Origin of the sequence: Streptomyces sp. T12 (assembly GCF_028736035.1) — a bacterium.
Lineage (GTDB): Bacteria > Actinomycetota > Actinomycetes > Streptomycetales > Streptomycetaceae > Streptomyces.
The window spans coordinates 2,139,121-2,165,358 of the sequence record NZ_CP117866.1; the positions used below are offsets into that span (position 1 = coordinate 2,139,121).

The 26,238-nt window shown below is 70.7% G+C and carries 21 protein-coding genes; 8 read left to right on the forward strand and 13 right to left on the reverse strand.

All coding sequences use genetic code 11. The features are described from left to right. Window positions 1-55: 55 nt before the first annotated feature. On the forward strand, window positions 56-430 hold the full coding sequence (locus PBV52_RS09465; RefSeq protein ID WP_274237855.1) for a cupin domain-containing protein: 375 nt from the start codon (window positions 56-58) through the stop codon (window positions 428-430). A gap of 17 nt (window positions 431-447) precedes the next feature. Here PBV52_RS09465 and PBV52_RS09470 read toward each other — a convergent pair whose 3' ends face one another. Both PBV52_RS09470 and PBV52_RS09475 read right to left on the reverse strand, forming a co-directional pair. Next, window positions 448-1,422 (reverse strand): hypothetical protein, encoded by a 975-nt coding sequence (locus PBV52_RS09470; protein WP_274237856.1) that lies wholly within the window; start codon window positions 1,420-1,422, stop codon window positions 448-450. Next, window positions 1,419-4,877, reverse strand: coding sequence for a DNA polymerase III subunit alpha (locus tag PBV52_RS09475; RefSeq protein ID WP_274237857.1), 3,459 nt, complete (start codon window positions 4,875-4,877; stop codon window positions 1,419-1,421). Before PBV52_RS09475 ends, PBV52_RS09470 begins: the two co-directional genes overlap by 4 nt. Before the next feature lie 176 nt (window positions 4,878-5,053). On the opposite strand from PBV52_RS09475, the gene PBV52_RS09480 reads away from it, so the two are divergent. Next, window positions 5,054-6,094 (forward strand): DUF3533 domain-containing protein, encoded by a 1,041-nt coding sequence (locus tag PBV52_RS09480; protein ID WP_274237858.1) that lies wholly within the window; start codon window positions 5,054-5,056, stop codon window positions 6,092-6,094. 341 nt (window positions 6,095-6,435) lie between these two features. On the opposite strand, the gene PBV52_RS09485 is transcribed toward PBV52_RS09480, so the two are convergent. The 4 genes from PBV52_RS09485 to PBV52_RS09500 form a co-directional block, all read right to left on the reverse strand. Next, entirely contained in the window at window positions 6,436-7,518 is a 1,083-nt protein-coding gene (locus PBV52_RS09485; protein WP_274237859.1) for a S1 family peptidase, read from the reverse strand. Between the two features lie 276 nt (window positions 7,519-7,794). Then, window positions 7,795-8,661, reverse strand: coding sequence for a slipin family protein (locus PBV52_RS09490; RefSeq protein WP_274237860.1), 867 nt, complete (start codon window positions 8,659-8,661; stop codon window positions 7,795-7,797). A gap of 213 nt (window positions 8,662-8,874) precedes the next feature. Then, window positions 8,875-9,780 (reverse strand): S1 family peptidase, encoded by a 906-nt coding sequence (locus PBV52_RS09495; protein WP_274237861.1) that lies wholly within the window; start codon window positions 9,778-9,780, stop codon window positions 8,875-8,877. 423 nt (window positions 9,781-10,203) lie between these two features. Further along, complete coding sequence (locus tag PBV52_RS09500) at window positions 10,204-11,493, reverse strand: DUF5685 family protein (protein WP_274237862.1); 1,290 nt, start codon at window positions 11,491-11,493, stop codon at window positions 10,204-10,206. Window positions 11,494-11,816: 323 nt separating this feature from the next. On the opposite strand from PBV52_RS09500, the gene PBV52_RS09505 reads away from it, so the two are divergent. After that, window positions 11,817-12,254 (forward strand): cell division protein SepF, encoded by a 438-nt coding sequence (locus tag PBV52_RS09505; RefSeq protein ID WP_274237863.1) that lies wholly within the window; start codon window positions 11,817-11,819, stop codon window positions 12,252-12,254. Between the two features lie 37 nt (window positions 12,255-12,291). Here the strand turns inward: PBV52_RS09505 and PBV52_RS09510 are convergent, their stop codons facing one another. Both PBV52_RS09510 and PBV52_RS09515 read right to left on the reverse strand, forming a co-directional pair. Continuing rightward, window positions 12,292-13,482: an acyl-CoA dehydrogenase family protein gene (locus tag PBV52_RS09510; protein WP_274237864.1), complete on the reverse strand. Its 1,191-nt coding sequence runs from the start codon at window positions 13,480-13,482 to the stop codon at window positions 12,292-12,294. Between the two features lie 116 nt (window positions 13,483-13,598). Beyond that, on the reverse strand, window positions 13,599-15,200 hold the full coding sequence (locus tag PBV52_RS09515) for an MFS transporter (RefSeq protein ID WP_274237865.1): 1,602 nt from the start codon (window positions 15,198-15,200) through the stop codon (window positions 13,599-13,601). Between the two features lie 468 nt (window positions 15,201-15,668). Between PBV52_RS09515 and PBV52_RS09520 the strand changes: the two genes are divergently transcribed. Then, on the forward strand, window positions 15,669-16,730 hold the full coding sequence (locus PBV52_RS09520) for a phosphatase PAP2 family protein (protein WP_274237866.1): 1,062 nt from the start codon (window positions 15,669-15,671) through the stop codon (window positions 16,728-16,730). Window positions 16,731-16,838: 108 nt separating this feature from the next. Here PBV52_RS09520 and PBV52_RS09525 read toward each other — a convergent pair whose 3' ends face one another. Then, entirely contained in the window at window positions 16,839-17,054 is a 216-nt protein-coding gene (locus PBV52_RS09525) for an I78 family peptidase inhibitor (protein WP_274237867.1), read from the reverse strand. A gap of 488 nt (window positions 17,055-17,542) precedes the next feature. Between PBV52_RS09525 and ctaD the strand changes: the two genes are divergently transcribed. Further along, entirely contained in the window at window positions 17,543-19,234 is a 1,692-nt protein-coding gene (gene ctaD / locus PBV52_RS09530; protein ID WP_274237868.1) for a cytochrome c oxidase subunit I, read from the forward strand. A 91-nt stretch (window positions 19,235-19,325) separates the two neighbouring features. Here the strand turns inward: ctaD and PBV52_RS09535 are convergent, their stop codons facing one another. The 3 genes from PBV52_RS09535 to PBV52_RS09545 form a co-directional block, all read right to left on the reverse strand. Next, a complete protein-coding gene (locus PBV52_RS09535) occupies window positions 19,326-19,790 on the reverse strand; it encodes a hypothetical protein (RefSeq protein ID WP_306801424.1) in 465 nt (154 codons plus the stop codon). Between the two features lie 69 nt (window positions 19,791-19,859). After that, window positions 19,860-21,155, reverse strand: coding sequence for an ABC transporter substrate-binding protein (locus PBV52_RS09540; RefSeq protein ID WP_274237869.1), 1,296 nt, complete (start codon window positions 21,153-21,155; stop codon window positions 19,860-19,862). Beyond that, window positions 21,130-21,711, reverse strand: a complete 582-nt coding sequence (locus tag PBV52_RS09545) for a hypothetical protein (RefSeq protein ID WP_274237870.1) — start codon at window positions 21,709-21,711, stop codon at window positions 21,130-21,132. Before PBV52_RS09545 ends, PBV52_RS09540 begins: the two co-directional genes overlap by 26 nt. Before the next feature lie 156 nt (window positions 21,712-21,867). Here PBV52_RS09545 and PBV52_RS09550 point away from each other — a divergent pair, with 156 nt between their 5' ends. Genes PBV52_RS09550 through PBV52_RS09560 form a run of 3 tightly spaced genes read left to right on the forward strand, consistent with a single transcriptional unit; the run spans window position 21,868 to window position 25,723 of the window. Next, the gene (locus PBV52_RS09550; protein WP_274237871.1) at window positions 21,868-22,344 is read left to right on the forward strand and encodes a hypothetical protein; all 477 of its coding nucleotides are present in this window, start codon (window positions 21,868-21,870) and stop codon (window positions 22,342-22,344) included. Then, window positions 22,344-25,049, forward strand: coding sequence for a branched-chain amino acid ABC transporter permease/ATP-binding protein (locus tag PBV52_RS09555; RefSeq protein ID WP_274237872.1), 2,706 nt, complete (start codon window positions 22,344-22,346; stop codon window positions 25,047-25,049). The genes PBV52_RS09550 and PBV52_RS09555 overlap by 1 nt, the downstream gene beginning before the upstream one ends. Next, window positions 25,046-25,723, forward strand: a complete 678-nt coding sequence (locus tag PBV52_RS09560) for an ATP-binding cassette domain-containing protein (RefSeq protein ID WP_274237873.1) — start codon at window positions 25,046-25,048, stop codon at window positions 25,721-25,723. Before PBV52_RS09555 ends, PBV52_RS09560 begins: the two co-directional genes overlap by 4 nt. On the opposite strand, the gene PBV52_RS09565 is transcribed toward PBV52_RS09560, so the two are convergent. After that, a complete protein-coding gene (locus tag PBV52_RS09565; protein WP_274237874.1) occupies window positions 25,656-26,219 on the reverse strand; it encodes a transglycosylase family protein in 564 nt (187 codons plus the stop codon). The two genes, PBV52_RS09560 and PBV52_RS09565, sit on opposite strands and share 68 nt — an antisense overlap. Window positions 26,220-26,238: the final 19 nt, after the last annotated feature.

The window sequence follows — 26,238 nt, forward strand, 5'->3', positions numbered from 1 at the left end:
AGCCGCTTGACCATCTCGTACCGCCTAGGTACCGCCTACGCCCAGGAGGGCACCCGTGCCAGTCATCCGCGCATCCGAAGCCGTCACCCACGAAATCCACGGCGCCCGCTTCGTCTCGTACGCCACCCCCCGCACCGGCAGCAAGGAGCTGTGCGCCTGGCGGGGCGAGATCCCGGCCGGGACCAAGGCGCCCGCACACACCGTCAACCGCGAGGAGATCCTGCACCTGCTCGACGGCGAGCTGCTGATCACGCTCGACGACCGCACCGACCGGATCACGGCGGGCGACACCCTGATCATCAACCCGGGCGCCACCCTGACCGTCGAGAACCCGACCGACCGGACCGCCGTCACCTGGGTCACCACCTCCATCGGCCTGGCGGCGGAGCTGGCCGACGGTACGCGCATCACGCCGCCGTGGGCCAACTGACGTACAGGTTAGGGGAGTTACGCTGCCAACGCCCCCGGCATCACCGCACGCGCCCCGAACTTCGCTCGCGCGCGGTCCGCGACCTCCTCGATGCGGCGGGCCTTCTCGTCGCGCGGGTCGAAGGTGAGCTGGTAGGAGGCGTGCTCGGCGGGGTCGAGGCCCTCGGCGCGCAGAGCGAGGGCGCGGACGCGGGCGCGCTGGAGGCCGAGGGCGTCGTACATGCCGTACGCCGCCCTGGTCAGCGCCGCCGAGTGGGCCGTCGGCTCCTTCAGCGTACGGCTGCGGGTCGTCGAGGAGCGGTCGGCGTAGCGAGCGGTGAGGGTCAGGGTGCGGCAGACCTGGTCCAGGGCGCGCAGTCGGGCGCCCAGTTCCTCGGCGGCCGAGAGCAGGGCGCGGCGATGCCGGTCGGGGTCCAACTCGTCGCGGGTGAAGGGACGTTCGGTGGCCAGCGACCGCGACACGGCGTTCGGCACCACCCGGCCCCGGTCGATTCCGCTCGCCTTCTCGTGCAGCTCACGCCCGGCCTTCGCGCCGACCAGACGCTGGAGCGTGGACAGGGGCGCGGCGGCGACCAGGCCGAGGGTGTCGAGGCCGTACGCGCACAGGGTGCGGGCGGTCGCGGCGCCGACGCCGGGCAGCGCGGCGACGGGCTTCTCGGCGAGGAACTCCGCGATGGCGCCCGGCTCCTCGGGGACGGCACAGGTCACCCCGGGCCGGGCGTCCCGCAGCGCCACGCGGGCCAGCATCGGCCCCGGCCCGGCGCCGATCACGCAGTCGACGCCGTGGTGGGCGAGGGCGCGCACCCGGATCACCGACGCCAGCTCGACCGCGTCGCGCCCGAAGTACCGTTCGGCGCCCCGCAGATCGACCAGCGCCTCGTCCGGCGGCAGCGCCTGAACCACCGGCGTGAAGTCCTCCAGCAATCCGAGCAGCCCCGGCAGGGCCGCCTCGTGCATCGGCGGCAGCTGGAAACGTACGCAGAGGATGGTCATCCCGCACTCCCCGGACTCTGGTGCCACAACTTCCGTACCTGTGAGGGCTCTTGACCCGCCGGCCGCAGATCGGCCCACGGATTCAGTTCGTATCCGGTGGGCATATGGATTCGCCGGCCGCGCGCCGGATCCCCGCCGTCCCCCGTCGGCACCGCCACCGGCTCCGCCAGCCGCGCCGCCACCACGTCCAGGCCACCCTCGTCGCGCAGCTCGATCAGCTCGGCGAGGTTCCAGGCGGCGGAGCCCACCACACTCAGGCTGCGCGGCCCTCGCCGCTGCACCACCCCGCGCACCAGCAGCAGCCAGGAATGGAAGACGGTGTGGGCACACGCGTCGTGCGAGTCGTCGAAGAACGCAAGATCCACCAACCCCGTCCCGTCGTCCAGCGTGCTGAAGATGACCCGCTTGCCGGACCGGATCGGCGGCGTCTGGGTGGCCGCCTTGGCCCCCGCGACCAGCACCGTCTCCCCGTGCCGGGCATCGCGCAGCCGCTTCGCCGAGACCACGCCCAGCTCGTCGAGGAAGGCCCGGTGATCGTCCATCAGATTGCGCGAGGCATCCATCGACAGCACACCCAGCTCGGCACTGAGCCGCTCCGCCGAGCTGAGGTCGGGCAGCCCGGCCGCGGCCGTCTTCCGCCCGCCGGCCAGGGGGAGCTGTCCGCCGCCACCGCCCCGGGCGCCCCGGTGCAGCTCGGTCAGGTGCAGTTGCAGATCACGCCGGTTGGCCCCGAAGGCGTCCAACGCGCCCACCTGCGCCAGCCTTTGAGCGAGCGGTCGGCTCGGCCGCCCCCGCTCCCAGAAGTCGAGCAGCGAGGCATACGGCTGCCCCTCCGCGATCCGCGCCGCCTCGGCCTCACTGATGCCGTGCACATCGGAGAGGGCGAGCCGCAGCCCCCAAACCCCTCTCGAACCCTCCGATTCAGACACCAGTTCGATACGATGGGCGACCCCTGACACGTTCACGTCCAACGGCAGGATCGGCACCCCGCGCCGCCGCGCGTCCGCCAGCAGCAGCCGCTTCGGATACATCCCGGGGTCGTGGGTGAGCAGCCCCGCGTAGAAGGCGGCCGGGTGATGGGCCTTCAGCCAGGCCGACTGATAGGTCGGCACGGCGAAGGCGACCGCGTGCGCCTTGCAGAAGCCGTACGACCCGAAGGCCTCGACGATCTCCCAGGTCCGCCGAATGGTCTCCGCGTCGTACCCGCCCGCCGCCGCGTACTGCGCGAACCACACCCGGATCCGCCCCTGCGACTCCGGATCGGACAGCCCGCGCCGCACCCGGTCGGCCTCGTCCCGCCCGCACCCGGTCATGATGTGCACGATGTCGATGATCTGCTCGTGGAAGACGACGACCCCGTACGTCTCCCGCAGCGGCTCCTGAAGGTCCTTGTGCGGATAACGGATCGGTGCCCGCCCGTGCCGCGCCTCGATGAACGGCCGCACCATGTCGGCGGCGACCGGCCCGGGCCGGAAGAGCGAGATATCCACGACAAGATCATGAAAGGTGGCCGGCTGAAGCCGCCCGACCAGGTCCCGCTGCCCCGGCGACTCGATCTGGAAGCAGCCCAAGGTCTCGGTGGAACGAATGAGCCGGTACGTCTCCGGGTCGCCGTCCCCCCGCTCGAAGTCGAGCGCGTCCAGATCGACCCGCTCCCCCGTGACCCGCTCCACCTCCGCGACCGCGTGCGCCATCGCCGACTGCATCCGCACACCCAGCACGTCGAGCTTGAGCAGTCCGAGGTCCTCGACGTCGTCCTTGTCGAACTGCGACATGGGGAAGCCCTCGCCGCTGGTCGGCATGACGGGCGTACGGGACAGCAGGGAGGCGTCGGAGAGCAGCACCCCGCACGGATGCATGGCGATGCCCCGCGGAAGGGCGTCAAGAGCCTCCGCCAGCTCCCACAGCTTGCCGTACTTCTCCCGCTCCCCCGCCAGTTTCCTGAGCTCGGGCAGCTCGTCCAGTGCCGCCCGGGCATCCCGCGCCCGGATGTGCGGGAAGGACTTGGCGATGCGGTCGATGTCGGCCGGGTCCATGGACAGGGCGGCACCCACGTCCCGGATCGCGTGCCGCACCCGATAGGTCTCCGGCATCGAGACGGTCGCGACCCGCTCGGTCCCGAACCGGTCGATGATCGCGCGATAGACCTCCAGCCGCCGCGCGGACTCCACGTCGATGTCGATGTCGGGCAGCACCAGCCGGCGCTTGGACAGGAAGCGTTCCATCAACAGCCCGTGCTCCACGGGATCGGCGTGCGCGATGCCGAGCAGATGATTGACGAGCGACCCCGCGCCGGAGCCCCGCGCGGCCACCCGAATCCCCATCTTCCTTACGTCATCAACAACTTGAGCGACCGTCAGAAAGTAAGAAGCGAACCCGTGATGGGCGATGATGTCCAGTTCCTGGTGCATCCGCTCCCAGTACGCCCGCCGCCCGTCATAACCGCGCAGCACCATGCCCGCCACCGCCCGCGAGGCGAGCGCCCGCTGGGCGGTGCGCTGCCCGGCGCCGACGAGGTACGGCTCGGGGAAGTGAACGCTGCCGATACCGAGGTCGTCCTCGGGATCGACAAGACACCCGGCAGCGGCAGCCCCGGTCTGCTCCAACAACCGGTACGCGGCATCGCGCCGAAAGCCCGCGGCCTCGACGACCCGCTCGGCAACCCGCGCCATCTCACCCGCACCCTTGAGCCAGGCCTCACCGGAGTCCAGTTCCTTGGTGGAGTCGATGGGCACGAGCCGGCGCGCGGCGTCCAGCACATCGGCGACCGGCCCCAGACCGGGATCCGCATACCGGACGGCATTGCTCAGCACAGGCCGCACCCGCTGCTCGGCGGCGAAGCCGACGGTACGGGCGGCCAGCCTCAGCGACCCCGGCCCGGTGCCCTTACGCCCGTGCCATACGGCCTCCAGCCGCAGGGAATCCCCGTAGACCTCCCGCCAGGGCCCGAGCAGCCTGGCCGCCCGATCAGGACGACCGGCGGCAAGCGCACGCCCCACATCGGACTCGGTACCGAGCAGGACGATCAGCCCGTCCCCCCGATTGTCGTGCCGGGGCAACAGCGGCGGCCCTTCACCGGCATGCGCAGCCGAAACGATTCGGCACAGATCGGCCCACCCACGGGCCCCGTCCCGGGCAAGAAAGGTGACACGAGGCATCGACTCATCGACGAAGGCGCCACCCCGAACCGGAACCCGACGCCGCCGCCCCACAGACTCCCCCACCCCCGAGAGCCCGAACTCCTCCACGGCCAGCTCCACACCGAACAACGGCCGCACCCCCGCCGCCGCACAGGCCTTGGCGAACCGAACCGCTCCCCCGAGCGAGTCCCGGTCGGTAAGCGCCAGGGCATCCATACCCCGCTCGGAGGCACGCTCGGCCAGCCGCTCCGGGTGCGAGGCGCCGTATCGCAAAGAGAACCCGGAGACGGTGTGCAGATGCGTGAAACCCGGCACACGCACCTCCCGACTCATGAGCCCGAGACCGGCCGAACACCAGCTCTCGAACATCAGTTCCCAACTCTCCCACCCCCACCATAGACCATTTCCGGACCGTTTCTCGAACATCCGTACGACATCCGTTCGGCCGCCTCCCACCTGCACAAACGCCCGACGGCCCGGACCGTGGGGGCATGACGCAGACCACGGGCGCCGACACTCCGCACCGCTCCTTCATGGCCGAGGTGAAGGACGCCGTCACTCCACGGGCCACGCTGCTCGTGACCGGCGTGGTCGCCCTCGCTCTGCTCTTCATCGCCTCCTACGTGGGCGCACTCCACGACCCGAAGCCCAAGGACGTGCCCTTCGGGGTCGTGGCACCCGAGGTAGCCGCCCGACAAACAGTGGACCGACTGGAAAACCTGCCCGGCGACCCCTTGGCCCCCCGCACAGCGGCCGATGCGGCAACAGCCCGCAAGCAAATCCTGAACCGCGACATCGACGGCGCCCTGCTGGTCGACCCGACCGGCACCACCGACACCCTCCTGGTAGCCACCGGAGGCGGCAGAGTCCTGGCCACCACCCTGGAGACCCTGATCGCCACGCTGGAGAAATCCGAGGCACGCACCCTCCGCACCATCGACGTGGCCCCCGCCGACCCGCACGACGCCAACGGGCTCACGTCCTTCTACGTGACCGTGGGCTGGTGCGTGGGCGGCTACCTCTGCGCCTCGATCATGACGATCAGCTCGGGCGCCGGCCGCCCCACCCCCAAACGCTCGGCGATCCGCCTCATCGCCATGGCCCTCGTCGCCCTCGTCGGCGGACTCGGCGGCGCCCTGATCGTCGGCCCGATCCTGGGCGCGCTCCCCGGCAGCATCGCCGCCCTCTGGGGCGTCGGCGCCCTGATCATCTTCGCGGTGGGCGCGGCCACGCTCGCCTTCCAGGCCATCTTCGGCCTGGCCGGCATCGGCCTGGTCATCCTGATCGTCGTCATCCTGGGCAACCCGAGCGCCGGCGGCGCCCTCCCACCCCCACTGCTCCCCCCGTTCTGGAGAGACATCGGCCCGGCACTGCCACCGGGCGCGGGTACATGGGCAACCCGCTCGATCGCCTACTTCAAGGGCAACGACACGACCGACTCACTCCTGGTCCTCTCGGCATGGGCGGCGGCAGGAATCGTAGTCACACTCCTGGCGGCGTCACTGCGAACAGGCCGGACCAAGACGCCGTAGAGACACCCGGGCGAACGCACCCGCACCCGCGTACGGCGGGAAGGGGACGTGCCGGGGGGTGTCCGCCCGCAGCGGCGGGCGTCAAGACACGGCACCTCTAGCCCAACGGCAACCGCCCGACCGAGGACGGACACCCCCCGGCACGGCCCCGACCCACAACGCACCCGCAGGCGCAACGCGCACCCCCACCCCACCCGCACAGGCCGCCGCAGGCATCCCCGCCCCCACCGCCGAAGGCACCCGCACAGGCCGCCGCAGGCATCCCCGCCCAACCGCCGGAGGCACACGCGAAAGCCCCGCCCCTCACACAAGGGGCGGGACTTCACGAAGCAACGAACGCGTCAGCCGATCTCAGTACCCGTGGCCGACAGCGCCTCCGTCACCGGCTGGAAGAACGTCTCCCCACCGGCGGTGCAGTCACCGCTGCCCCCGGAGGTGAGCCCGATCGCCTTGTCGCCGGAGAACAGCGAGCCACCACTGTCACCGGGCTCGGCGCAGACGTCGGTCTGGATCAGCCCGTTGACGATGTCACCGTTGCCGTAGTTCACGGTGGCGTCCAGGCCGGTGACCTTGCCCTCGTGCACCTGGGTGGTCGAACCGCTGCGGGTGACCGCCATGCCGACGGTGGCCTCGGCGGCACCGCTGATGGCCTGCGAGGAACCGTTGTAGAGGTTGACCTCGCTCGGGTGGTCGACCTCGGCGGTGTACTTGACCAGCCCGTAGTCGTTGTCCGGGAAGCTGGACGTCTCGTTGGTGCCGATCTCCTTGCCGCTGGAGTCCGACCAGGTGGAGATGGACTCGGTGCAGTGCCCGGCGGTCAGGAAGAAGGGCTCACCGCCCTTGACGACGTTGAAGCCGAGCGAGCAACGCCCACCGCCACCGGAGATCGCGTCACCGCCCGCGATGAAGGGCTTGAACTCACCCTTCGTCCGCTTGAGTTCCGCCGTGGCACCCAGCCCGTCGACGACCTTGCCGAGCTTGGTCCACTCGGCGTCGGACACCGTACGGTCGGCGGTGACGACGACCTTGTTCGTCGCCGGGTCCGTCACCCAGGCGGTGCCGGGAATGGTCGCGTCCTGCTTGAGCGTCGTACGGGCGCTCTTCAGCTCGGCGAGGGAGTTCTCGACGACCCGGGCCTTGGCGCCGGCCGCCTCGACGGCGTCGGCGGCGGCCTCGTCGAGGACGTTCACGACAAGGTTCTTGGTCTGCGCGTCGTAGTAGGTACCCGCGGCGTCGGCGCCGAGGTCCTTCGCCAGCGTCGAGGCGAGCTTTCCGGCCGCGCCGATCGACAGGGTCTTCGGCGCAGACGTCTCAGGTGTCTCGCTGGCGTTCGCAGTCTGCAAGGTCACTCCCGCGGCAACCAGTGCGGCGATGCCCGCACCTGCCACGGCTGCACGCCGCTTGGGTATGCGTCGGTGCTTCAACTTACGTCCTCCTGTGGGGGGTCGGCCCGAGAGGTTGTGGGGACCTCACGAACCGGAAGGCGTACGGCGACGAAAGCGGCTCACAACAAATGCCGCGTCCGGGCCGGTTGAACAACGCTCACTATTCCGATGCCCACAGGTAGCGCACAAGGTCGAGTTCCGGACGCGCGTAGAACACGGTTGCACGCCCCCGCCGTCTTGACCGTGCACAGTCAGACCCCTGTTCTTCGCACAGCAAACACCACGAGCAAGCAATCCATAAGCAGCGCGTAAGGTCTACTCCTGTCTTGAATTCGACCCTTCGCGGTCCGCATCCAAGCGCGGCTCAAGCGGCGGAGGTTCATCCTGCATTGCCTGCGGTCGCCCGGAACCAGAGGCTGCGACCTGCGCCCCTTTCTCCAGGAACCGCAACAACTCCACCGGAATCGGCAGCACCAACGTGGAGTTCTTCTCGGCCGCCACCGCCATCACCGTCTGCAGCAGCCGAAGTTGCAGAGCAGCAGGCGTATCGGCCATCTGATGTGCGGCCTCGGCCAGCTTCTTCGACGCCTGGAACTCCGCGTCGGCGTTGATCAGCCGCGCCCGCCGCTCCCGGTCGGCCTCCGCCTGCCGGGCCATCGACCGCTTCATGGTCTCGGGCAGCGACACGTCCTTGATGTCCACCCGATCGATCGTCACGCCCCACTCGACCGCGGGACTGTCGATCATCAACTCCAGTCCCTGGTTGAGCTTTTCGCGGTTGGACAGCAGATCGTCCAGCTCGCTCTTGCCGATGATGGACCGAAGCGACGTCTGCGCCATCTGCGAGACCGCGAACCGATAGTCCTCCACCCGCACGACCGCCTCGGCCGGCGAGGACACCTTGAAGTAGACGACGGCATCCACCCGCACGGTGACGTTGTCCCGAGTGATGCCCTCCTGCGCGGGCACGGGCATCGTCACGATCTGCATGTTCACCTTGCGCAGCTTGTCGACGCCCGGAACGATCATGGTGAACCCGGGCCCGCGCACCTGGGGCCGGAGCTTCCCGAGGCGGAAGACCACGCCCCGTTCGTACTGCTTGACGACCCTCGCGGCCGCCGTCACGTACACCGCACCGGCGGACGCGAGCGTCACTCCCGCCGCCACCAGCTCCTCGACCATCACGACCCCCCGGGGTCCGACGTGGGCGCATTACAGGGGAGTACTGCCTGCACTTCGACGGTAAACCCGCGACGCGGCCAAGGGCGAGCCCCCGCACGGCAGTTGCGTGCGGGGGCTCACATGCTGCTGGCTGCAGGCCAGGCCAGACGGATCAGGCCATACAGCTCAGGCCAGATGGATCAGACCAGACGGATACCGGCGTCCGACCGAACGTCAGTAGACGCTGACGCCATAGGCGCTCAGGGCCTCGGTAACCGGCTGGAAGAAGGTCGTGCCGCCGGAGGTGCAGTCGCCGCTGCCGCCGGAGGTCAGACCGTACGCGGTGCCGTTGCTGCCGTAGAGCGAACCGCCGGAGTCACCGGGCTCGGCGCAGACGGTGGTCTGGATCAGGCCGGAGACGACGTCGCCGCCGCCGTAGTTGACGGTGGCGTTCAGGGCGGTGACCCGGCCGCTGTGCGTACCGGTGGTGGAGCCGTCCCGGATGACGGTGGTGCCCACGCTCGGCGTGGCCGCGCGGGTGATGTCCACGCCGTTCGCGGTGCCGGGCCGGCTGACGGAACCGGAGTAGCGCACGATGCCGTAGTCGTTGCCCGGGAAGCTGGAGCCGGCGGTCGAGCCGATGACCGTGGTGCGGCCGGAGTTGGAGTACCAGGTCCCGGCGCCGTCGGTGCAGTGCCCGGCGGTCAGGAAGTACTGGTTGCCGCTGCTGTCCTGGACGTTGAAGCCGAGCGAGCAGCGCCAGCTACTCGCATAGATGGCGTCGCCGCCCTGGATGAACTTGCTGAACTTGCCGGGCGTGCGCTTGATCGTGAGCGCGTCGGCGTTGGTCCCGGCCTGCTGCTTGATCTTCGCTATCTCCGCCTGGGAGACCGTGCTGTCGACGGTCACCGTGACGCGGTTGGTCTTGCTGTCGACCGCCCAGGCGGTGCCCGGGATGTCGGCCTTCAGCACCGAGCCGCTGGCGCTCTTGAGCTCGGCGGTGCTGAAGGTGGTGGGAGAGTCGGCGGCGGTCGCGTTGGGGATCGCGATCGCGGCTGCGGCCACGAGGCCGGAGGAAACGGCGATCAGCCGGGTCCGTCTCGTAATGCCACTGCGGGGGGTGGTGCGCTTGATCCTCACGTTTCGTTCCCTCCAAGGGAAGTCGGGGGCCCGCGTGGGGTGGGGCCCGTGAGGCGCAGTCAGAGGGCCGCACGTCCGGATTCCGAACACGCCGTGCCCCTGACAAGCGCTGAGGGGGAGTATTCGGCCGAACAGCGGGTAGCCGCAAGGGCGCCTTTCGGCCGTCAATCTTTGAACGATCGGTGCGATTTGACCCGCTGCCGCACCCGTCAGCCCTGCTCTCGAGGCAGGTCGCGCGCGTCTCGGCAGCGGGTTGAAGTCGCCTCAGCCGCACGCCCCCTCGCACACCAACACAACCGGCCGACGCTCCCGTACACCACCCGAGCCCGGCCGGGACAACTCCGTCACCATCGGTCGCCTCTACCACAGGGATGTCCGGAAGTCGCCCCTCCACACAGCCCTCCAGTGAGCGCGAGACGGTCCCTAGCAGCCGTCGCAGGGGCAGCAGCAGTCGCAGCCGTCACAGTCGCAGTCCCGGCAGCAGCCCTCGCGCTTCTTGCGGGACCACGGGCCCTCGTACTCCTTCGCGCAGCACAGCTTGCAGGTGCAGCACAGCAGCCAGAACATCCCGCAGCCGGCCCAGAACCCACGCCGTCCCTTCGGCGGCTGAGCGGCCGGCCCACCACCGAACCCACCGAAGTCACCACCGCCACCGCCACCGCCATGGCCACCATGGCCACCGCCGGGCGCTCCCCCACCGCCCGCATACGGATTCCCGCCCGCGTACGGGTTCTGTCCCGCATACGGATTCGGCGGCGCCCCGTACGCCCCCTCCCCGTACGGCCCCTGCCCCTGCGGCGGCTGCCCCTGCTGTGGCGGCTGCCCGTAGGGCCCGGCCTGGTGCGACGAACACATCGGCACCGTGCCGAACGCCCGGTCCACCGAGCGCCGCAGCTCGTGCACGAGCAGCAGATGCGCGAGCTTGGCGTCGGTGAACTCAACCTCGCGCAGCGCCAGCCGCACCCCCTGCACGGCGTCGTCCGCGAGCCGCCGTGCCTCGGGCAGCGAGGTCCCGGTCGCGGTGAGCGGGTTCCACGCACCCGACGCGGCATCGGCCGCCTGGTCCTCCACGGCGTCCAGGAGGTGCGCCAGCCGTCCGAAGAGGCGCCCGGCCTCGGCGAGCGGCGCGGCGTTGTGCGGCCGCCCGGCCAGGATGGCGGTGTGCGCGAAGGCGGCGGCGGTCGCCGTCTCGGTCGGTTCGGTGACGGCGAGGATCGGCGTGCCGGGCCCGGCGAGCGCCTCGATGCCGACCTGCCGGTCCACGGCGTCGACGAGTACGGCGGTGTCGAACCCGACGGCCGACCCGGTACGGGCACCCGCCGCACCCCACCCCGCGGCCACCCGGCGCGCGGCGAGCGCCACCGGCTTACGGGCCAGCAGCCCGTCCCCGTCGGCCACATGGTCACGCACCTTGGCCGAGGCGAGCACCAGCGAGACGGCCGCGGCGAGCCGCGCGCCCTCCCCCTGCGCGACGGACGCGGTCCGCATCCCGCGCAACGCGCACGGCCCCGCCGTACGCCGCAGTCCGCTGTCCTGCTCGGCCTGAGCCTCCGTCAGAACAGAGATGAGGAGCCCGTCGTAGTTCGTCACGATCCGCGCGAACTGACCGTGGTCCCCGCGCAACGAGAGGCACAACCCGCACAAATGCGCCATCCACTGACCGGCGAGCTTCTCACCGAGCCGATGACGACATGGCCTGACGATTCCGAACACGACGTCCCCCTGTGGTTCTTACGACGCTTCTCACGACGCTGAGCTGCCGCATCGTATCGATCGTGGTACGGATCACCACGCCGGCCTCGTTCACCCGTACGCCCCCAGCATCACCCATACGCCGTGAAGAATCATATTTCACTCACAGTCAGCAGCCGTACGTGGCATGACCCTTGGGGGACACGGGCTCTCGACGGAATCGCTGTGCACCAGTACCGTCACAAACCCCCCGCGCGGCGTCTATCCACTTGGCGCGACGTCCGCATCATGGATGACCATAGGGATGCGGAATGTAAAAGAGACCGCTGTGAGAGGAGGCGTCCATGGGATCGGTGCGCAAGGCGAGTGCCTGGCTGGGCCTCGTTGACGACAACGATGACGAGCGTTACTACGACGACGACTACTCCGAAGGGACCGAGCCCGGGGAAGCCTGGGTCACCGACCCGCGGGTCAAGGTGGCCACGGACGTCGCCGAGGAGAAGGGCCGCCGCATCGGCACGGTCACTCCGGACAGCTTCCGGGACGCCCGCGCCATCGGCGAGCTGTTCCGGGACGGGGTTCCGGTCATCATGAACCTCACGGCCATGGAGCCGGGCGACGCCAAGCGCGTCGTCGACTTCGCGGCGGGGCTCATCTTCGGTCTGCGCGGCTCGATCGACCGCGTGTCCAACCGCGTGTTCCTGCTGACCCCGGCCGACACGGAGATCATCAACGGCGAGGCGTCGGCACACCGCACGGACGGCTTCTACAACCAGAGCTGAGGCAGGGCCGCTCGCCGGCCCTGCCCCCTGGTGGGGATCAGCGGAAGGCGTCGAGTCCGGTGAGCGCCTTGCCCAGCACGAGCTGGTGCATCTCGACGGTGCCCTCGTAGGTGAGCACCGATTCGAGGTTGGTCGCGTGCCGCATCACGGGGTATTCGAGCGAGATCCCGTTGGCACCGAGGATGGTCCGCGCCGTACGGCAGATGTCGATGGCCTCGCGGACGTTGTTGAGCTTGCCGAAGCTGACCTGCTCGGGACGCAGGCGGCCGGCGTCCATGCGCCGCCCCAGGTGATGGGCGAGCAGAATCCCCTTGTGCAGTTCGAGCGCCATGTCGGCGAGTTTGGCCTGGGTGAGCTGGAAGCCACCGATCGGCCGACCGAACTGCTCCCGCGTCTTGGCGTATTCGACGGCGGACTCGAAACAGGAACGCGCCGCGCCCATGGCCCCCCACACGATCCCGTAGCGGGCGTGCGAGAGACAGCTGAGCGGCCCCTTGAGCCCGACCACCTCGGGCAGCACGGCATCGGCGGGCAGTCGTACGTCGTCGAGGACCAGCTCACTGGTGACGGAGGCGCGCAGCGACAGCTTGTGCTTGATCTCGGGAGCGGAGAACCCGGCGCTGTCGGCCGGCACGACGAACCCGCGGATCCCCTCCTCCGTCTGCGCCCACACGACGGCCACCCCGGCGACGGACCCGTTGGTGATCCACATCTTGCGCCCATTGAGCACCCAGTCGGACCCGTCCCGCTTGGCGTAGGTCCTCATCGAGGCGGGGTCGGACCCGTGGTCCGGCTCGGTCAGCCCGAAGCACCCGATGACCTCGCCGGAGGCCATGCGGGGCAGCCACTCCTGCTTCTGCGACTCGCTCCCGAACCGGTGAATGGCGTACATGGCGAGGGACCCCTGCACGGAGACCAGGGACCGGATCCCGGAGTCGGCGGCCTCCAGCTCCAGACAGGCGAGCCCGTACTGCACGGCGGACGCACCGGCACACCCGTACCCGTTGAGCGACATCCCGAGGGCGCCGATCTCACCGAGTTCCCGGGCGATCTCGCGAATCCCCGGCAGCTCGCCCTTCTCGTACCACTCGGCGACGTACGGCACGACCCGGTCCGCGGCCCACTCCCGCACGGTGCTCCGAATCGCCAGGTCCTCGGGCTCCAGGAGGTCGTCGATGCCGAGGGGGTCGGCGGGGTCGAACGGGGGCAACTTCGAGGACGCGGACATGGGACACCCTCCGGCGAGGACTAAAACTAGCGCCGCTAGTTACTGACTCTGGGCAGACGCTACGACGCGGCGTGCCGCACGTCCAGTACGACTCCCGGGGAGGAGCAGAAGGCTGGTCAAACGGAGACGCGGGACTCCGCGACTTCCCTCGGCTTGGGCAACTCCACGGCAGGCGCCTCGCACTGCATGGCCCGCGGCAGCCGCAACGCCATCACCGCGCCCAGCAGCAGCAGAGCCGCACTCACCAGCAACGTCACATGCAGCCCGTGCACGAAGCAGTCCCGAGCCGCCCGCTGCAGAGCAACCCCCGCAGGCCCGCCCAGCTGCGCGGCAACGTCGTAGGCCTCGCCCAGCGAGTGCGAAGCCGCCGCGGAGGCCGGCGCCGGAACACCCGGAACGTTCGCCAGCCCGGGGGCATACGCCGCGTTCATCACGCTGCCCAGCAGCGCGATGCCGATCCCCGCGCCCAGCTGGTACGACGTCTCGCCGATCGCCGCCGCCCCACCGGCCTGCTCGGGCGGAGCCTCGCTCAGCATCGACTCGTACGCCCCGAAGAGCGTCGTCTCCAGCCCGAAGCCCAGCAACACGAACCCGAAGAGCAGCAGCGCGGGATTGTCCTCGCCGCCCATGGCCGTCAGCAGCAGCACCGCGACGGCCGTCAGACAGAAACCGAAGCACACCATCCGCCGCGGCCCGAACCGCCGCAGCATCCGCGCCCCCGCGAGGCCGGACGCCATCGCGGCGAACGTCAGCGGCAGCAGCCGTAGCCCCGTCTCCAGCGGCGACAGCCCCAGCACCAGCTGCAGATACTGCGCCGCGATGAGTTCGAGTCCGACGAGCGCGAGCATCGCCAGCACGATGCACCCGACGGACGTACTGAAGGCCGGCCGGGCGAACATCCGCAGGTCCACCAGCGGATACTCCCGGCGTCGCTGCCGTCGTACGAAAAGAACCAGCAGCACCGCACCGATCACCAGCGGTGCCAGGGTGAACACGCTGGCCACCGCCTCCCCGCCGCCGAGCCGCTTCACGCCCAGGACGACGCCGAACAGCCCGGCCGCCGCCATCAGCGCGCCGACCACGTCCCAGGGACCCTTGCCGTCGCCCTTCGACTCGGGCAGCAGCAGCCGTCCCACCGGGAGGCTGACCAGCATCAGCGGGATGTTGACGAGGAAGACCGAGCCCCACCAGAAGTGTTCGAGGAGGAAGCCGCCGAGCAGTGGCCCGACCGCCGCGCCCACCGCGGCCACGGCGCTCCAGATGCCGATCGCGAGGGCCCGCTCGCGCCGGTCGGGGAAGACCTGGCGCAGGATCGACAGGGTCGCGGGCATGATCATCGCGCCACCGACGCCGAGCAGGGCGCGGGCCAGGATCAGCACCTGTGGGTCGTGCGCGAGGGCCGCGAGGCCGGAGGCGAGGCCGAAGAGGCCGTATCCGAGAAGCAGGACCCGCCTGCGGCCCACACGGTCACCGAGCGTGCCGAAGAGGATCAGCAGCGAGGCGCAGACCAGCGGATAGATGTCGACGATCCAGAGCAGTTCTATCCCGCCGGGCCTGAGGTCCTCGGTGACGGCGGGCACCGCCACGTGCAGCACGGTCGCGTCGACCGCGACGAGCAGCAGGCTGGTGCAGAGGACGACGAGGACGACCCAGCGGTTGGCACCGGCCCCGGCCGCCCGACGGCGCAGCGCAGCGGCGGCCGTGGTCGTCCCGGACATGTACGTACCTCCCAGATGTTCCCTCGCCCCGGCGGGCTCACGGGGTGGGGACTCCCCGTGACTCGGCCGGAGAGGAGCGGTGGTCTCCGGCCCGCGCAACGAAGGGCGAGTGACTCGTCAGAGTACGCGAGTCCACGTCGGTGCCGAGTGGCGGACCTCTCAGACTCCGCACAGAACGCGTGTGGCGTACGCCACGTCCGGCCGCGCTCTCCCCCGTCCGCCCCTGCTCGGGGCCGGGCCCGGGGCGGTGAGCCCCAGGGGAATTCCATCCCATGATTCGGTTAACGAATTCATAAGCAGTGAAAAACGAACCGTCAGAATGATCAAAGGAATTGAAGGATGCAGCGCCCGATGATTAGGGATTCCTTGGAAATAAACCTCCTCCTGAGAGGAATCCCACATCACATCGTCATCACAAAGCCGTGGAATCGCCCTTGAACTGCGCTCACTCGCTGTAACGTCGATTGGGTGCGTACCGAACGAAAGCTGACCCGTCTGGACCGGGTCTTCGCCAGGCTGGACCGGGAACCAGAACGTCCGGCCCACATCGATGTGCCGCGGATGACCCCGCACAGGATCGTGCTGTTCGCCGCGACCCTGGCCTTCTACGGGGCCATCGTGTGGGCCGTCGTCATCACCTCGTGGCTGGTCCGGTTCGACTGGCAGGTCATGTTCTTCCGGCCGTACCAGCAGTGGGCGGAGATCCACGCGTTCGTCGACTACTACGTGGTGCTCGGCCAGCGCGGCCCCACCGCCGTGATGGTCGCGGCCTGGCTGGGCTGGCGTTCCTGGCGGCAGCACACGCTGCGGCCGCTGCTCGCGCTCGGCGTCTCACTGCTCCTGCTGAACATCACCGTCGGTGCCGCCAAGCTCGGCATGGGCCGCCTCGGACCGCACTACGCGACCACCATCGGATCCAACGAGATGGGCCTGGGCGGCGATATATTCCCCAGCGGCCACACCGCCAACGCCGTGGTGACCTGGGGAATCCTGGCCTATCTGGCCTCGACCCCGAGAGCGCGCCGCTGGCTGTCGGCCCTGTCGGCGGTGACCTCGCTGGGCGTCGGCCTGTCCACCGTCTACCTCGGTACGCACTGGCTGAGCGACGTTCTGCTCGGCTGGGCCGCCGGTCTGCTGATCATGCTCGCCCTGCCGTGGTTCGAGCCGCTGATCGCCCGCTCCGAGACCTGGATCTTCGACCTGCGCGACCGCTGGCGCGAGCGCCGGGCCGGCGCCGTTCCCGCCCCCGTGCTCGAACCGGCTCGGGCGGGGGGAACCCCATCGACCACCCCGGTCGGGGCCCCGGTGCTGCTCAAGCCGCGTGCCACGCCCGCCGACGACGAGGTCGCGGCACGCGAGGCGGCCTCCGTGCCCCGCTCACCCCGGGCGCCCGTCTATCTGGCGCCCGGCCCGCACACGACCCGCGGGGAGCGCACTCCGGTCACCCCGGTCGGCAGCCGCCGCCCGCCGCACACGGACCGCATCGCCCGCGGCGCGGCCCCGGCGGCCCGCCCCCTCACGGGCGGCTGACCTCCCCCACTCCGGACAAGCGGGGTTCGGTACGCACCACCACCCCGCAGCGCGACGGCCCCGGCTCCTCGACAGGAGCCGGGGCCGTCGCCCTGTGTCAGCCGTTCGTCAGCCCTTCCAGGCCCGCGCCACCTGGCCGTCCTTGACCTCGAAGTTCAGGCGACCGCTCCTGTACTCCATGGTGATGATCGCCCCCGGCGGCAGCGAACGCACCGTCGACCAGCCTCGGTCACGGGCCAGTCGCTCGGCCCGGTCGGCGTCGAGACCGACATATGCGTCCGGGCTGTCCTGGGGTTCGGCAGGGGGTTTCGGAATGGGTGCCATGCCGCCACGCTAGGGCCTCGGCGAAGGATCGGGCCAGAGCGGACCGGGGACCTTTGTAACGGCCATCCAGGCCACTCGTCCCCCTCCGGTCACGCTTTTGTCACAGAATCACGACGGGCGTTTCGGCCACACTTCGTCACACGGACGAGCGGTTCCGTAGGCCTTCCGCAGGCATTCCATCGTAATTTCCGCGTGTCGCACCGACCGGGCCAATAGCCCGCCGGAAAAGTTCCCGGGGAACTGCCCCCGGACTCCTTAGCGGACCCCTTTTCCCTCCGCTTCCCTCCGCCCCGGCATTGGCTGCCGCCGCAGCGGGGCGTGGGCCTCGGGAACCGGTGCCACACAGAAAGTACATGGTTCTACCACAGAACCTCCGTACGCCCCCTGTCGGAGCACCGCCGACGCGAGCATCATGGCGTGAGCTCGCGTCGGCGCGTGCGGCGCGGGCTTTCAGCGGGCCCGGGGCGCTACGAGCGAAGGGGCGAGCGATGGGGACGCAGACCGTACGGGCGACGGCACGGCCCGAGCGGACCAGACGGCCCGGACGAGTGATCGTCGACTGGCTGACCACCACCGACCACAAGAAGATCGGCCATCTCTACCTGATCACGTCGTTCGGGTTCTTCCTGGCCGGCGGCGTCATGGCCCTGCTGATGCGGGCCGAACTGGCCCGGCCCGGGATGCAGCTGCTGAGCAACGAGCAGTTCAACCAGTTGTTCACCATGCACGGCACGATCATGCTGCTGCTGTTCGCGACGCCCACCTTCGCGGGCTTCGCCAACGAGCTGATGCCGCTGCAGATCGGCGCCCCGGACGTGGCCTTCCCCCGGCTGAACATGTTCTCGTACTGGCTGTTCCTGTTCGGCGGCCTGATCGTGATGGGCTCGCTGATCGTGCCGGACGGGCCGGCCGCCTTCGGCTGGTTCGCCTACGCGCCGCTCAACAGCCTGGAGCGCTCGCCCGGCATCGGCCCCGACCTGTGGATCATGGGCCTCGCGCTGGCCGGCTTCGGCACCATCCTCGGCGCGGTCAACTTCATCACCACGATCATCGGGATGCGCGCCCCCGGCATGACGATGTTCCGGATGCCGATCTTCGTGTGGAACACGCTGTTCACGTCGATCCTGATCCTGATGGCGTTCCCGGTGCTGGCGGCGGCGCTGCTGGTGCTGGAGGCGGACCGCCGGTTCGGCTCGGTGGTGTTCGAGGCGGGCAACGGCGGGGCGCTGCTGTGGCAGCACCTGTTCTGGTTCTTCGGCCACCCCGAGGTGTACATCATCGCGCTGCCGTTCTTCGGCATCATCAGCGAGATCATCCCGGTCTTCTCGCGCAAGCCGATCTTCGGCTATCTGACGCTGGTCGGGGCGACGATGGCGATCACCGGTCTGTCGATCGTGGTGTGGGCGCACCACATGTTCGTCACGGGCGCGGTCCTGCTGCCGTTCTTCTCCTTCATGAGCTTCCTGATCGCGGTGCCGACGGGCGTGAAGTTCTTCAACTGGACCGGCACCATGATCAAGGGCTCGCTGTCCTTCGAGACCCCGATGCTGTGGGCGTTCGGCTTCCTGATGACGTTCCTGTTCGGCGGGCTGACCGGGGTGATCCTGGCGTCGCCGCCGATGGACTTCCACGTCTCCGACTCGTACTTCGTCGTCGCCCACTTCCACTACGTCGTCTTCGGCACCGTCGTCTTCGCGATCTTCGCCGGGTTCCACTTCTGGTGGCCCAAGTTCACCGGGAAGATGCTCGACGAGCGGCTGGGCAAGATCCACTTCTGGACGCTGTTCGTCGGCTTCCACACCACGTTCCTCGTGCAGCACTGGCTGGGCGCGGAGGGCATGCCCCGCCGGTACGCCGACTATCTCGCCGCCGACGGCTTCACGGCGCTGAACACGATCTCGACGATCGGCGCGTTCCTGCTCGGCATGTCGACGCTGCCGTTCCTCTACAACGTCTGGAAGACCGCGAAGTACGGCAAGAGGGTCGAGGTCGACGACCCCTGGGGCTACGGCCGCTCCCTGGAGTGGGCGACCTCCTGCCCGCCCCCGCGGCACAACTTCAACGCGCTGCCGCGGATCCGCTCCGAGTCCCCGGCGTTCGACCTGCACCACCCGGCGCACGCGTTGGAGGCTCCGCAGCCCGAGCCACAGAGCGAGCAAGCCGACCGTGGGCCGTCCTGATCGCCTCGACGAGCTCGTCCGGCTCCAGGACCGCCTGGTGCATGCGCAGGCGCTCGGCCCAGTCGCTGCCGCGGGGAGTGCCGGTGATCGCCTAGGAGCTCGGGGGTACGGGTTCGCGGGCGAGTACATGCCCGTCGTGGCTGGTCGCGCCCCGCGGCGGAGCCGCATGTCGATCCAGCCCCGCGCCCCTGGAGGGCGTTGCCCCTAACCGGGATTCGACGCTCAGGTTGCCCTGGCGGGTCTCGTACGGGACCCGAGAGGCCAGGGAGTGCACCTCCATGTCGCCCGGTGCCAAGCGGTGCGGTTCCTCGTCCGTCACGCGCGCGTACGCGTCCCAGTGGCCCTCGGGCAGGGCGACGCTGCTGGGGAGTGCGGCGCGCAGGCGGCCGTGCGCGGCCGGGGTCAGGGGCAGGCTGACCTCCTCGGGGCCCTCGCGATGGCGCAGGACGAGGTGGGCCACGACGGTGGCCCCGGCCGCGCTGACGTCGAAGGTCAGCCCGCCGGCCGAATCCGCGATGCAGTCGGCGCGCAGGGGTGCTGCCTGCGACACGGTCATACGCTGCGGTTCCTCCCTCGGCTCTGTGCTCTCTCGGTTGGACCGGCGATACGGCCTTTTGGTTGCCCGTCACGGCTGGTACGACAGCTGTGGGACCGCGAAGCACGTGGTGTTCATGTCTCCTTGGGAGACCCAGCCCCTGCCGTCCTCCCAGCGGGCCACCGACAGACAGGTCCGGCGGCTCTTCGGCGGCTCGGCCGACCGCTCGAACCTGACCGGGATCAGCAGCCCGTCGGCGGTGTATCCCTGGCTGTGGTTCATGAAGTCGTCGACGCACGCGCGCGTGATGCCCTCGGCGGCACACGACTTCGCCGCGTCCGTGAACCACATCGCCGCCGCCCAGCCCTCCAACTGCCACTGGGAGTGCGCCTTCAGCCCCTTGGTGGCGTCCCGGAACTCCCGTACGGCCTCCTGGTCCGTGTCCTCGTGGTTGCGGGACGACCCGGTCGCCCACAGGGCGTTGCGGCAGCGCGGGGAGTCCTTGTAGTCCTCGGCGACGGTGGACGTCCAGTTCTGTACGTTCGTGACCTTGGCGGTGACCTCGGCACCGACGTCGTCCATCGCCTCGCACAGCCGGGCGTTGCCGTGGGTGTCGATGGCGTCAAAGACGAGGTCGGCGCCCTGTTCCTTCAGATCGGCCGCCACCGCGCGGAAGTTGGGCAGCGCGAAGTCGACCTGCTCGGTGACCACCTTGTAGCCCTCGGCCTTCAACCCCCGCTCGACGAGCCGGGCGTAGGCGGCGGACGCGGGCTGGTTGTAGGAGACGACGGCGGCCGTACGGGCGCCGTGCTCGCGCTTGAAGTAGCGGTAGACCTCCGTGCCGCCGTACTGCTTGCCGTCCCAGCCGGTCGTGCCGTCGCGCGGCGCGAGGCTGCCGTAGATGCCGTACAGGTGCGGGTAGGTGTCGTAGGCGGCCCCGATGGGCTGGCCGCCGATGTCGGGCACACGCGCGCGTGAGACGCGGGAGGCGCCCGCGTAGTCCAGGGCGGTGGTGGCGACCAGGGCGACGACGTCGTCCTCGTCGATCAGCTCGTGCACGCACTCGTTGTTGCCGACGCCGCTGCCGCCGTCGTCGCACTCGCGCACCTCGACCCGGCGGCCGTCGATGCCGCCGCGCGCGTTCAGGCGCTCGAACCAGGCCTTGGCGCCGTCGCGCGGGCCGGTGAAGGCGCTGCCGCCGACGGGGCTGGTGGCGCTGGTGATGATGCCGACGCGGACCGGGGTGCGGTCCGCCGCGGGCGCCGAGGGCGTGCCGCGGTCGCGGTGCTCGAAGTCGCTCTCCGGCAGCCGGCTGCCGCACGCCGTACTCAGAGCCAGCACCACCACGGCGATCGCCGCCTCAGCACCCCGGGATCGGCGACCCATTGCCGCTCAGCTGGACCAGCGCGCACAGCGTCTTGGCGGACACCTTCCAGGTGCCGTCCTGTTCGACCGCGGTCCCGGAGGCGTTCGGCAGGGCGGTCGCGCCCTTCAGGGTCAGGTCGTACGTCACGTTCGCCTCGGTCGGCGAGGTGAACTCGACCTTGGAGACCGTCGCCTGGACCTGCCCGCCGCGCTCGTCACCGCTGAACGCCTGCAGGACCGGCGCCATCCGGTCGCCGTTCTCCAGGACGGTCTGCTTGTCCTCCAGGGACGTCTCCGGGTCGAAGAACTTCTGCCAGTTCTGCTTGATCTCCGTCTCGGCAGCCCCCGCGTCGGCGGGCGCCGTCGCGGCCGGCGACTGCTCGGTCGGCTCGGTCTGCTCGACGGTCGGCGTCGGCGGCGTCTCGTTGCCGCCGCCTCCCTCGTCGTCGCTGCAGGCCGCGAGGGCCGGGGCGAGGAAGAGGAGCAGGGCGGCCGCCAGCGCGGTCCCCCGTCCCGCCGCCCGTGGGCCACGCCCCCTGTGTGTGTTGCTCCGCCTGAGGTCGCTCCCGAGAACCATCTGGCTCACCACCGGGTGTCGATCCGGGCCGTGTGCGCCCGGTGCTTTCAGGGTCAGCTTGCAGGAGGCATAGTGCAAGCCATTGGCTGACATGGACAGGCACACGCGCAGAAACCCGCTGTGCGTGCACCGAAACCCGACGTGTGGGAGCCAGCGATGCGGACAGCCCGACTGCGGACCGTGCACCCCGTCCTCTGGGCCGGCTGGGCCGCGCTCGCGGCGGGCGCGGTGCTGTGCGTCATCGGCTGGTACGGCATCTCCGGTGAGCGTTTCGCCGAGCGTCAGCTGCCGTATCTCGCGTCCTGCACGGTCCCCGGCGCCGCGCTGATCATCGCCGGGGCGGTGCTGCTGACCCACGGCCGGGGCGCACTCGCCGCCGCGCGCGTGGAGGAGCTGTACGGCCTCCTGGTGGCCGCCGAGCCCGCCGACGCCGAGGAGTCCGGGTCGGCGGCCGCGGCGCCGCTGGCGGTCAGCGGGGACCTGCGGATGGTGCCCGGCGGCACCCTCTGGCACCGCGCGGACTGCCCGCTGGTCGCCGGGAAGGCGGAGGCGATTGCTGTCGATGCGAAGCTGGTGAGGAGCGGCGAACTGGGCCCGTGCCCGATCTGTGAGCCCGCCGAAGCGGATGACTGATGTCCTCCCTGACGTACGACCTCACCCTGGCCGGACTGTCGGTCGGCAGCGCCGCCGCGCTCACCGGGATCGGCCTGATCGTGACGTACCGCGCGACCGGGGTGCTGAACTTCGCGCACGGGGCGATCGCCATGGTGTGCGCGTATGTGCTGCGGCAGTGCGTGGTGGAGTGGGGCTGGCCGCTGTGGGCGGGCGCGACGGTGACACTGCTGCTGGTCGCGCCCGGGATCGGGATGGCGCTGGAACGGTTCGCCTTCCGGCCGCTCGCGGTCCTGGGCAGCGACCCGGCGCAGACCCTGGTGGCGTCCATCGGGGTGTTCGTGCTGCTGGTGGGCGGCGCGGCGCTGCTGTGGGGTCAGGGAGCGCGGGACGACGCGCCGGAGCCGGTGTCGGCGGATCCGTGGGGTCAGCTGGCGGTGGCGCTGCTGCTGGCGGCCGGGGTGGGCGCGGTGATCCACTGGACGCGTTTCGGCCGGGAGCTGCGTGCCGTGGTCGACGACCGCCAACTGGCCGTCCTGGGCGGCATCGACGCGGACCGGGTGGCGGCGGCGGGCTGGGCGTTCGGCTCGTTCACGGCGGGTCTGACGGGCGTGCTGCTGGCGCCGTACGTCCGCCTGGACCCGTACGGCATGCCGCTGCTGGTCATGGAGGTGGTCGCGGTCGCGGTGGCCGCCCGGATGCGCAGCCTGCCGCTCGCGGTGGGGACAGCGCTGGCCATCGGCGTGGCCCAGAGCCAGCTGACGCGCCTGCACCCCGCCGGCTGGAGCGCGCCCCTCCTGCAGGCCGTCAGCACGAACCTCTTCGTCGTGGCGCTGCTGATCGCCGCCCTGGCCCTCCCCCGCGTCGGCACCCGCGACGCCCTGCCCCGCACGGCCACCGCGCGCGTGCCGACCCCGCCGGGCGCCTGGATCGTGGCGACGGGGCTCTTCCTGCTCCCCCTGGGCTTCGCGGGCTCGGACCTGCATACGTCGGTGCAGGTGCCGGCGCTGGCCGTGGTGCTGCTCTCCCTGGTCGTGGTCACGGGCCGCGGCGGCCAGATCTCCCTCGGACAGGCGGCGTACGCGGGCCTCGGCGCCCTGTTCACGGCCCTCCTCGCAGCAGGCCGCTTCCCGGGCCTGCCGCGCCTGCCGGAACTCGCGGCACTGGGGCTGGCAGTGATCCTGGTGGCCCCGCTGGGCCTCCTCACCGGCTGGCCGGCGATCAGCCGCCGCGGCCTCGCCCTGGCCCTGGCGACCTTCGCGGTGGGCGTCGGTGTGAGCCGCTTCGTCTTCGCCCAGCCGTACGCGATCTCGGGCCTGTCCCTGGGCCGCCCGACCGGCTTCGAGGGCGACCGCGCGTACTACGTCCTGGAGCTCACCCTCCTCGCGGCCGCCCTGCTGACGACCTGGCTGCTGCGCCGGGGCCGCACGGGCCGGGCCCTGGCGGCGATGCGGGACCACGAGTCGGGGGCATCGGCGGCAGGCGTCCAGGTGCCCTCCTTGAAGCTCCTGGCCTTCGTCTCGGGCGCCGCCCTGGCCGCCCTGGGCGGCGGCCTGCTCGGCATGGGCCTGCGCGCCTTCGACCCGGCCGCCTACGACCCGGTCCGCGGCCTCCTCTGGTTCGCCGCGGTAGTGGTCCTGGGTGCCGACAGCACCCTGGGCGCCTTGGCCGCGGCAGCCCTGCTGGTGGGCCTGGACGCGGGTGCCCGGGGCGGGGTGGCGGCGGCCCTGATCGGCGTACTGGCGGTCCTGGTGGGCCGCTTCCCCGGGGGACCGTACGAGGCACTGCGAACGGCGACGGCGAGGCTGCGGTTGCGGAGGAGGGCGAGGCTTACGGCGTCGGGGGCGGGGGCGCGGAGGCGTCTGCGGCCGCCGGAACGAGGACCGGCGTCCAGGCCGACCCTGGCGGGGGTGACGGCGACGGGCCTGGCGGGAGCGACACACCGGGACGAACAGGGCGCCACGGCAAGCGTGGCCGAAGGCCCCGTGCCCACCCCCACACGGCCCGCCCCCACACCACCACCCGAACTCGCCCCCCTCACCACCCACCACCTCCAAGCCCGCTACGACGGCTTCACGGCCCTCGACGACGTCATGCTCACCGTCCATCCCGGCCACATCACCGCGATCATCGGCCCCAACGGCGCCGGAAAGAGCACCCTGTTCCACTGCCTGGCCGGCACCCACCGCCCCGCCCGCGGCCAAGTCCTGCTGGGCACCCGGAACATCACCCGCCTGCCCGCACACGCCCGCACCCGCCTCGGCATCGCCCGCACCTTCCAGCAACTGGCCGTATTCCCCTCCTTGACCGTGGCCGACAACGTCCGCGTAGGCGCCGAGCACGGCCGGGTCCGGGACCCCGCAGCCGTGGAACGAGCCCTCAGGCTCCTCGATCTCGACGGCCCCGTACGGGCGATGCCCGCGGCCGCCCTGCCCACCGGCACACTGCGCCGCGTCGAACTGGCCCGTGCCCTCGCGGGCAGCCCGCGCGTGCTGCTGCTCGACGAACCCGCCGCCGGCCTCGACACCGCCGAAGTCACCGCACTGGCCCGGGTCCTGAGGGCCCTCGCCGCCGACGGCACGGCCCTGCTCGTCGTCGAGCACGACCTCGACCTGGTCGCCGACCTCGCCGACACCGTGCACGTCATGGCGGCGGGCCGCATCGTCGCCTCCGGGCCACCCGACCGCGTGCTCGACGTCGCAGGCTCCCAGGAGACCCCCGTATGACCACGATCTCGCTGCGCCACGCGCGCGTGCGCTACGGCCCCCTGGAGGCCCTGCACGGCGTCACCTTCGCCGCTCCCGGCCCCGGCCTCACCGTCCTGCTGGGACGGAACGGATCCGGCCGTACGACCGCCCTGCGCGCCCTGGCCGGCACCCTGCCCCTGTCGGGCGGCGCGGTGGTGTGGGACGGCGCCGACGTGACCCGTATGCCCGCCCACGAACGGGCCCGCCGCGGACTGTGCCTGGTCCCCGAGCGGCAGGCGGCGTTCGGCTCCCTCACCGTGCGGGAGAACCTCGAACTCGCGGCTGACTCGTACGACATCGCCCTCGACGCCTACCCCCGCCTCGAACCCCTGCTCGCCCGCCGCGCCGGCACCCTCTCCGGCGGCGAGCAGCGCATGCTCGCCCTCGCCCGCGCCGTGCTGGCACGCGCGCGCGTGGTGCTCGTTGACGAGCCGGCACAGGGCATGTCGCCCACGGTCGCGATCCGTACGTACGAACTGCTGAGCGAACTCGACGCCTGTGTGGTCGTCGCCGAGCAGCGCCTGCCGCGCGTGCTGCACGGCAAGGCGGCGCTCGTCTACGAACTGCGACGGGGCGCGGTCGCGTTCAGCGGAGAGACCGGCGAGTGGGAGCGCCGTGCAGCGCGCCGAACCGGGTCGAGCCCTTCCGGATGAGCGTCGAGCCCTTCCGGATGAGCAGCGACGTCTTCGCGGTCAGCCGATCCGCGACGCTGGGTTTCTCCATGTGCATACGGCCCTTGAGCCCGTATCGCCTGGAGCAGTGCGGCCAGGCCCCCCACCCCTGCACGGCCACCACTTTCCGGGCGATCGTGATCTGCTCCTTGCGGGTGGCGAGATCCGCGCGCGGGGCGTACTTCGCGCCGCCGAAGCCCTCCCAGGTCGACTGCGAGAACTGCAGTCCCCCGTAGTGGCCGTTGCCGGTGTTGATGCGCCAATTGCCGCCGCTCTCACACTTGGCGACGCAGCCCCAGGGCCACTGGTCCTTGGCGCAACCGTAGGCCACGGGTTTGGGCGGCGGTCCGGGAGCCGGAGGTGGCGCCGTATGGACGTGCCGCGTCGGGTGTGTTGCCTGCGCCGCGTGCGACGTTCCCGGGAGAACGGCGGTGAACAGGGCGGCGGCCAGGGCGATCGTGAGTGGTGTGCATTTCATATGAGCACGCTAGGCAGCT

Bases quoted from the DNA above. Each gene is read 5' to 3' on its own strand.
- PBV52_RS09540 (WP_274237869.1), bottom strand. From the start codon at position 21,155: ATGGGTCGCCGATCCCGGGGTGCTGAGGCGGCGATCGCCGTGGTGGTG.
- PBV52_RS09525 (WP_274237867.1), bottom strand. From the start codon at position 17,054: ATGGCACCCATTCCGAAACCCCCTGCCGAACCCCAGGACAGCCCGGAC.
- PBV52_RS09550 (WP_274237871.1), top strand. From the start codon at position 21,868: ATGCGGACAGCCCGACTGCGGACCGTGCACCCCGTCCTCTGGGCCGGC.
- PBV52_RS09505 (WP_274237863.1), top strand. From the start codon at position 11,817: ATGGGATCGGTGCGCAAGGCGAGTGCCTGGCTGGGCCTCGTTGACGAC.
- ctaD (WP_274237868.1), top strand. From the start codon at position 17,543: ATGGGGACGCAGACCGTACGGGCGACGGCACGGCCCGAGCGGACCAGA.
- PBV52_RS09545 (WP_274237870.1), bottom strand. From the start codon at position 21,711: ATGGTTCTCGGGAGCGACCTCAGGCGGAGCAACACACACAGGGGGCGT.
- PBV52_RS09470 (WP_274237856.1), bottom strand. From the start codon at position 1,422: ATGACCATCCTCTGCGTACGTTTCCAGCTGCCGCCGATGCACGAGGCG.
- PBV52_RS09565 (WP_274237874.1), bottom strand. From the start codon at position 26,219: ATGAAATGCACACCACTCACGATCGCCCTGGCCGCCGCCCTGTTCACC.
- PBV52_RS09510 (WP_274237864.1), bottom strand. From the start codon at position 13,482: ATGTCCGCGTCCTCGAAGTTGCCCCCGTTCGACCCCGCCGACCCCCTC.
- PBV52_RS09535 (WP_306801424.1), bottom strand. From the start codon at position 19,790: ATGACCGTGTCGCAGGCAGCACCCCTGCGCGCCGACTGCATCGCGGAT.
- PBV52_RS09515 (WP_274237865.1), bottom strand. From the start codon at position 15,200: ATGTCCGGGACGACCACGGCCGCCGCTGCGCTGCGCCGTCGGGCGGCC.
- PBV52_RS09480 (WP_274237858.1), top strand. From the start codon at position 5,054: ATGACGCAGACCACGGGCGCCGACACTCCGCACCGCTCCTTCATGGCC.
- PBV52_RS09490 (WP_274237860.1), bottom strand. From the start codon at position 8,661: ATGGTCGAGGAGCTGGTGGCGGCGGGAGTGACGCTCGCGTCCGCCGGT.
- PBV52_RS09560 (WP_274237873.1), top strand. From the start codon at position 25,046: ATGACCACGATCTCGCTGCGCCACGCGCGCGTGCGCTACGGCCCCCTG.
- PBV52_RS09555 (WP_274237872.1), top strand. From the start codon at position 22,344: ATGTCCTCCCTGACGTACGACCTCACCCTGGCCGGACTGTCGGTCGGC.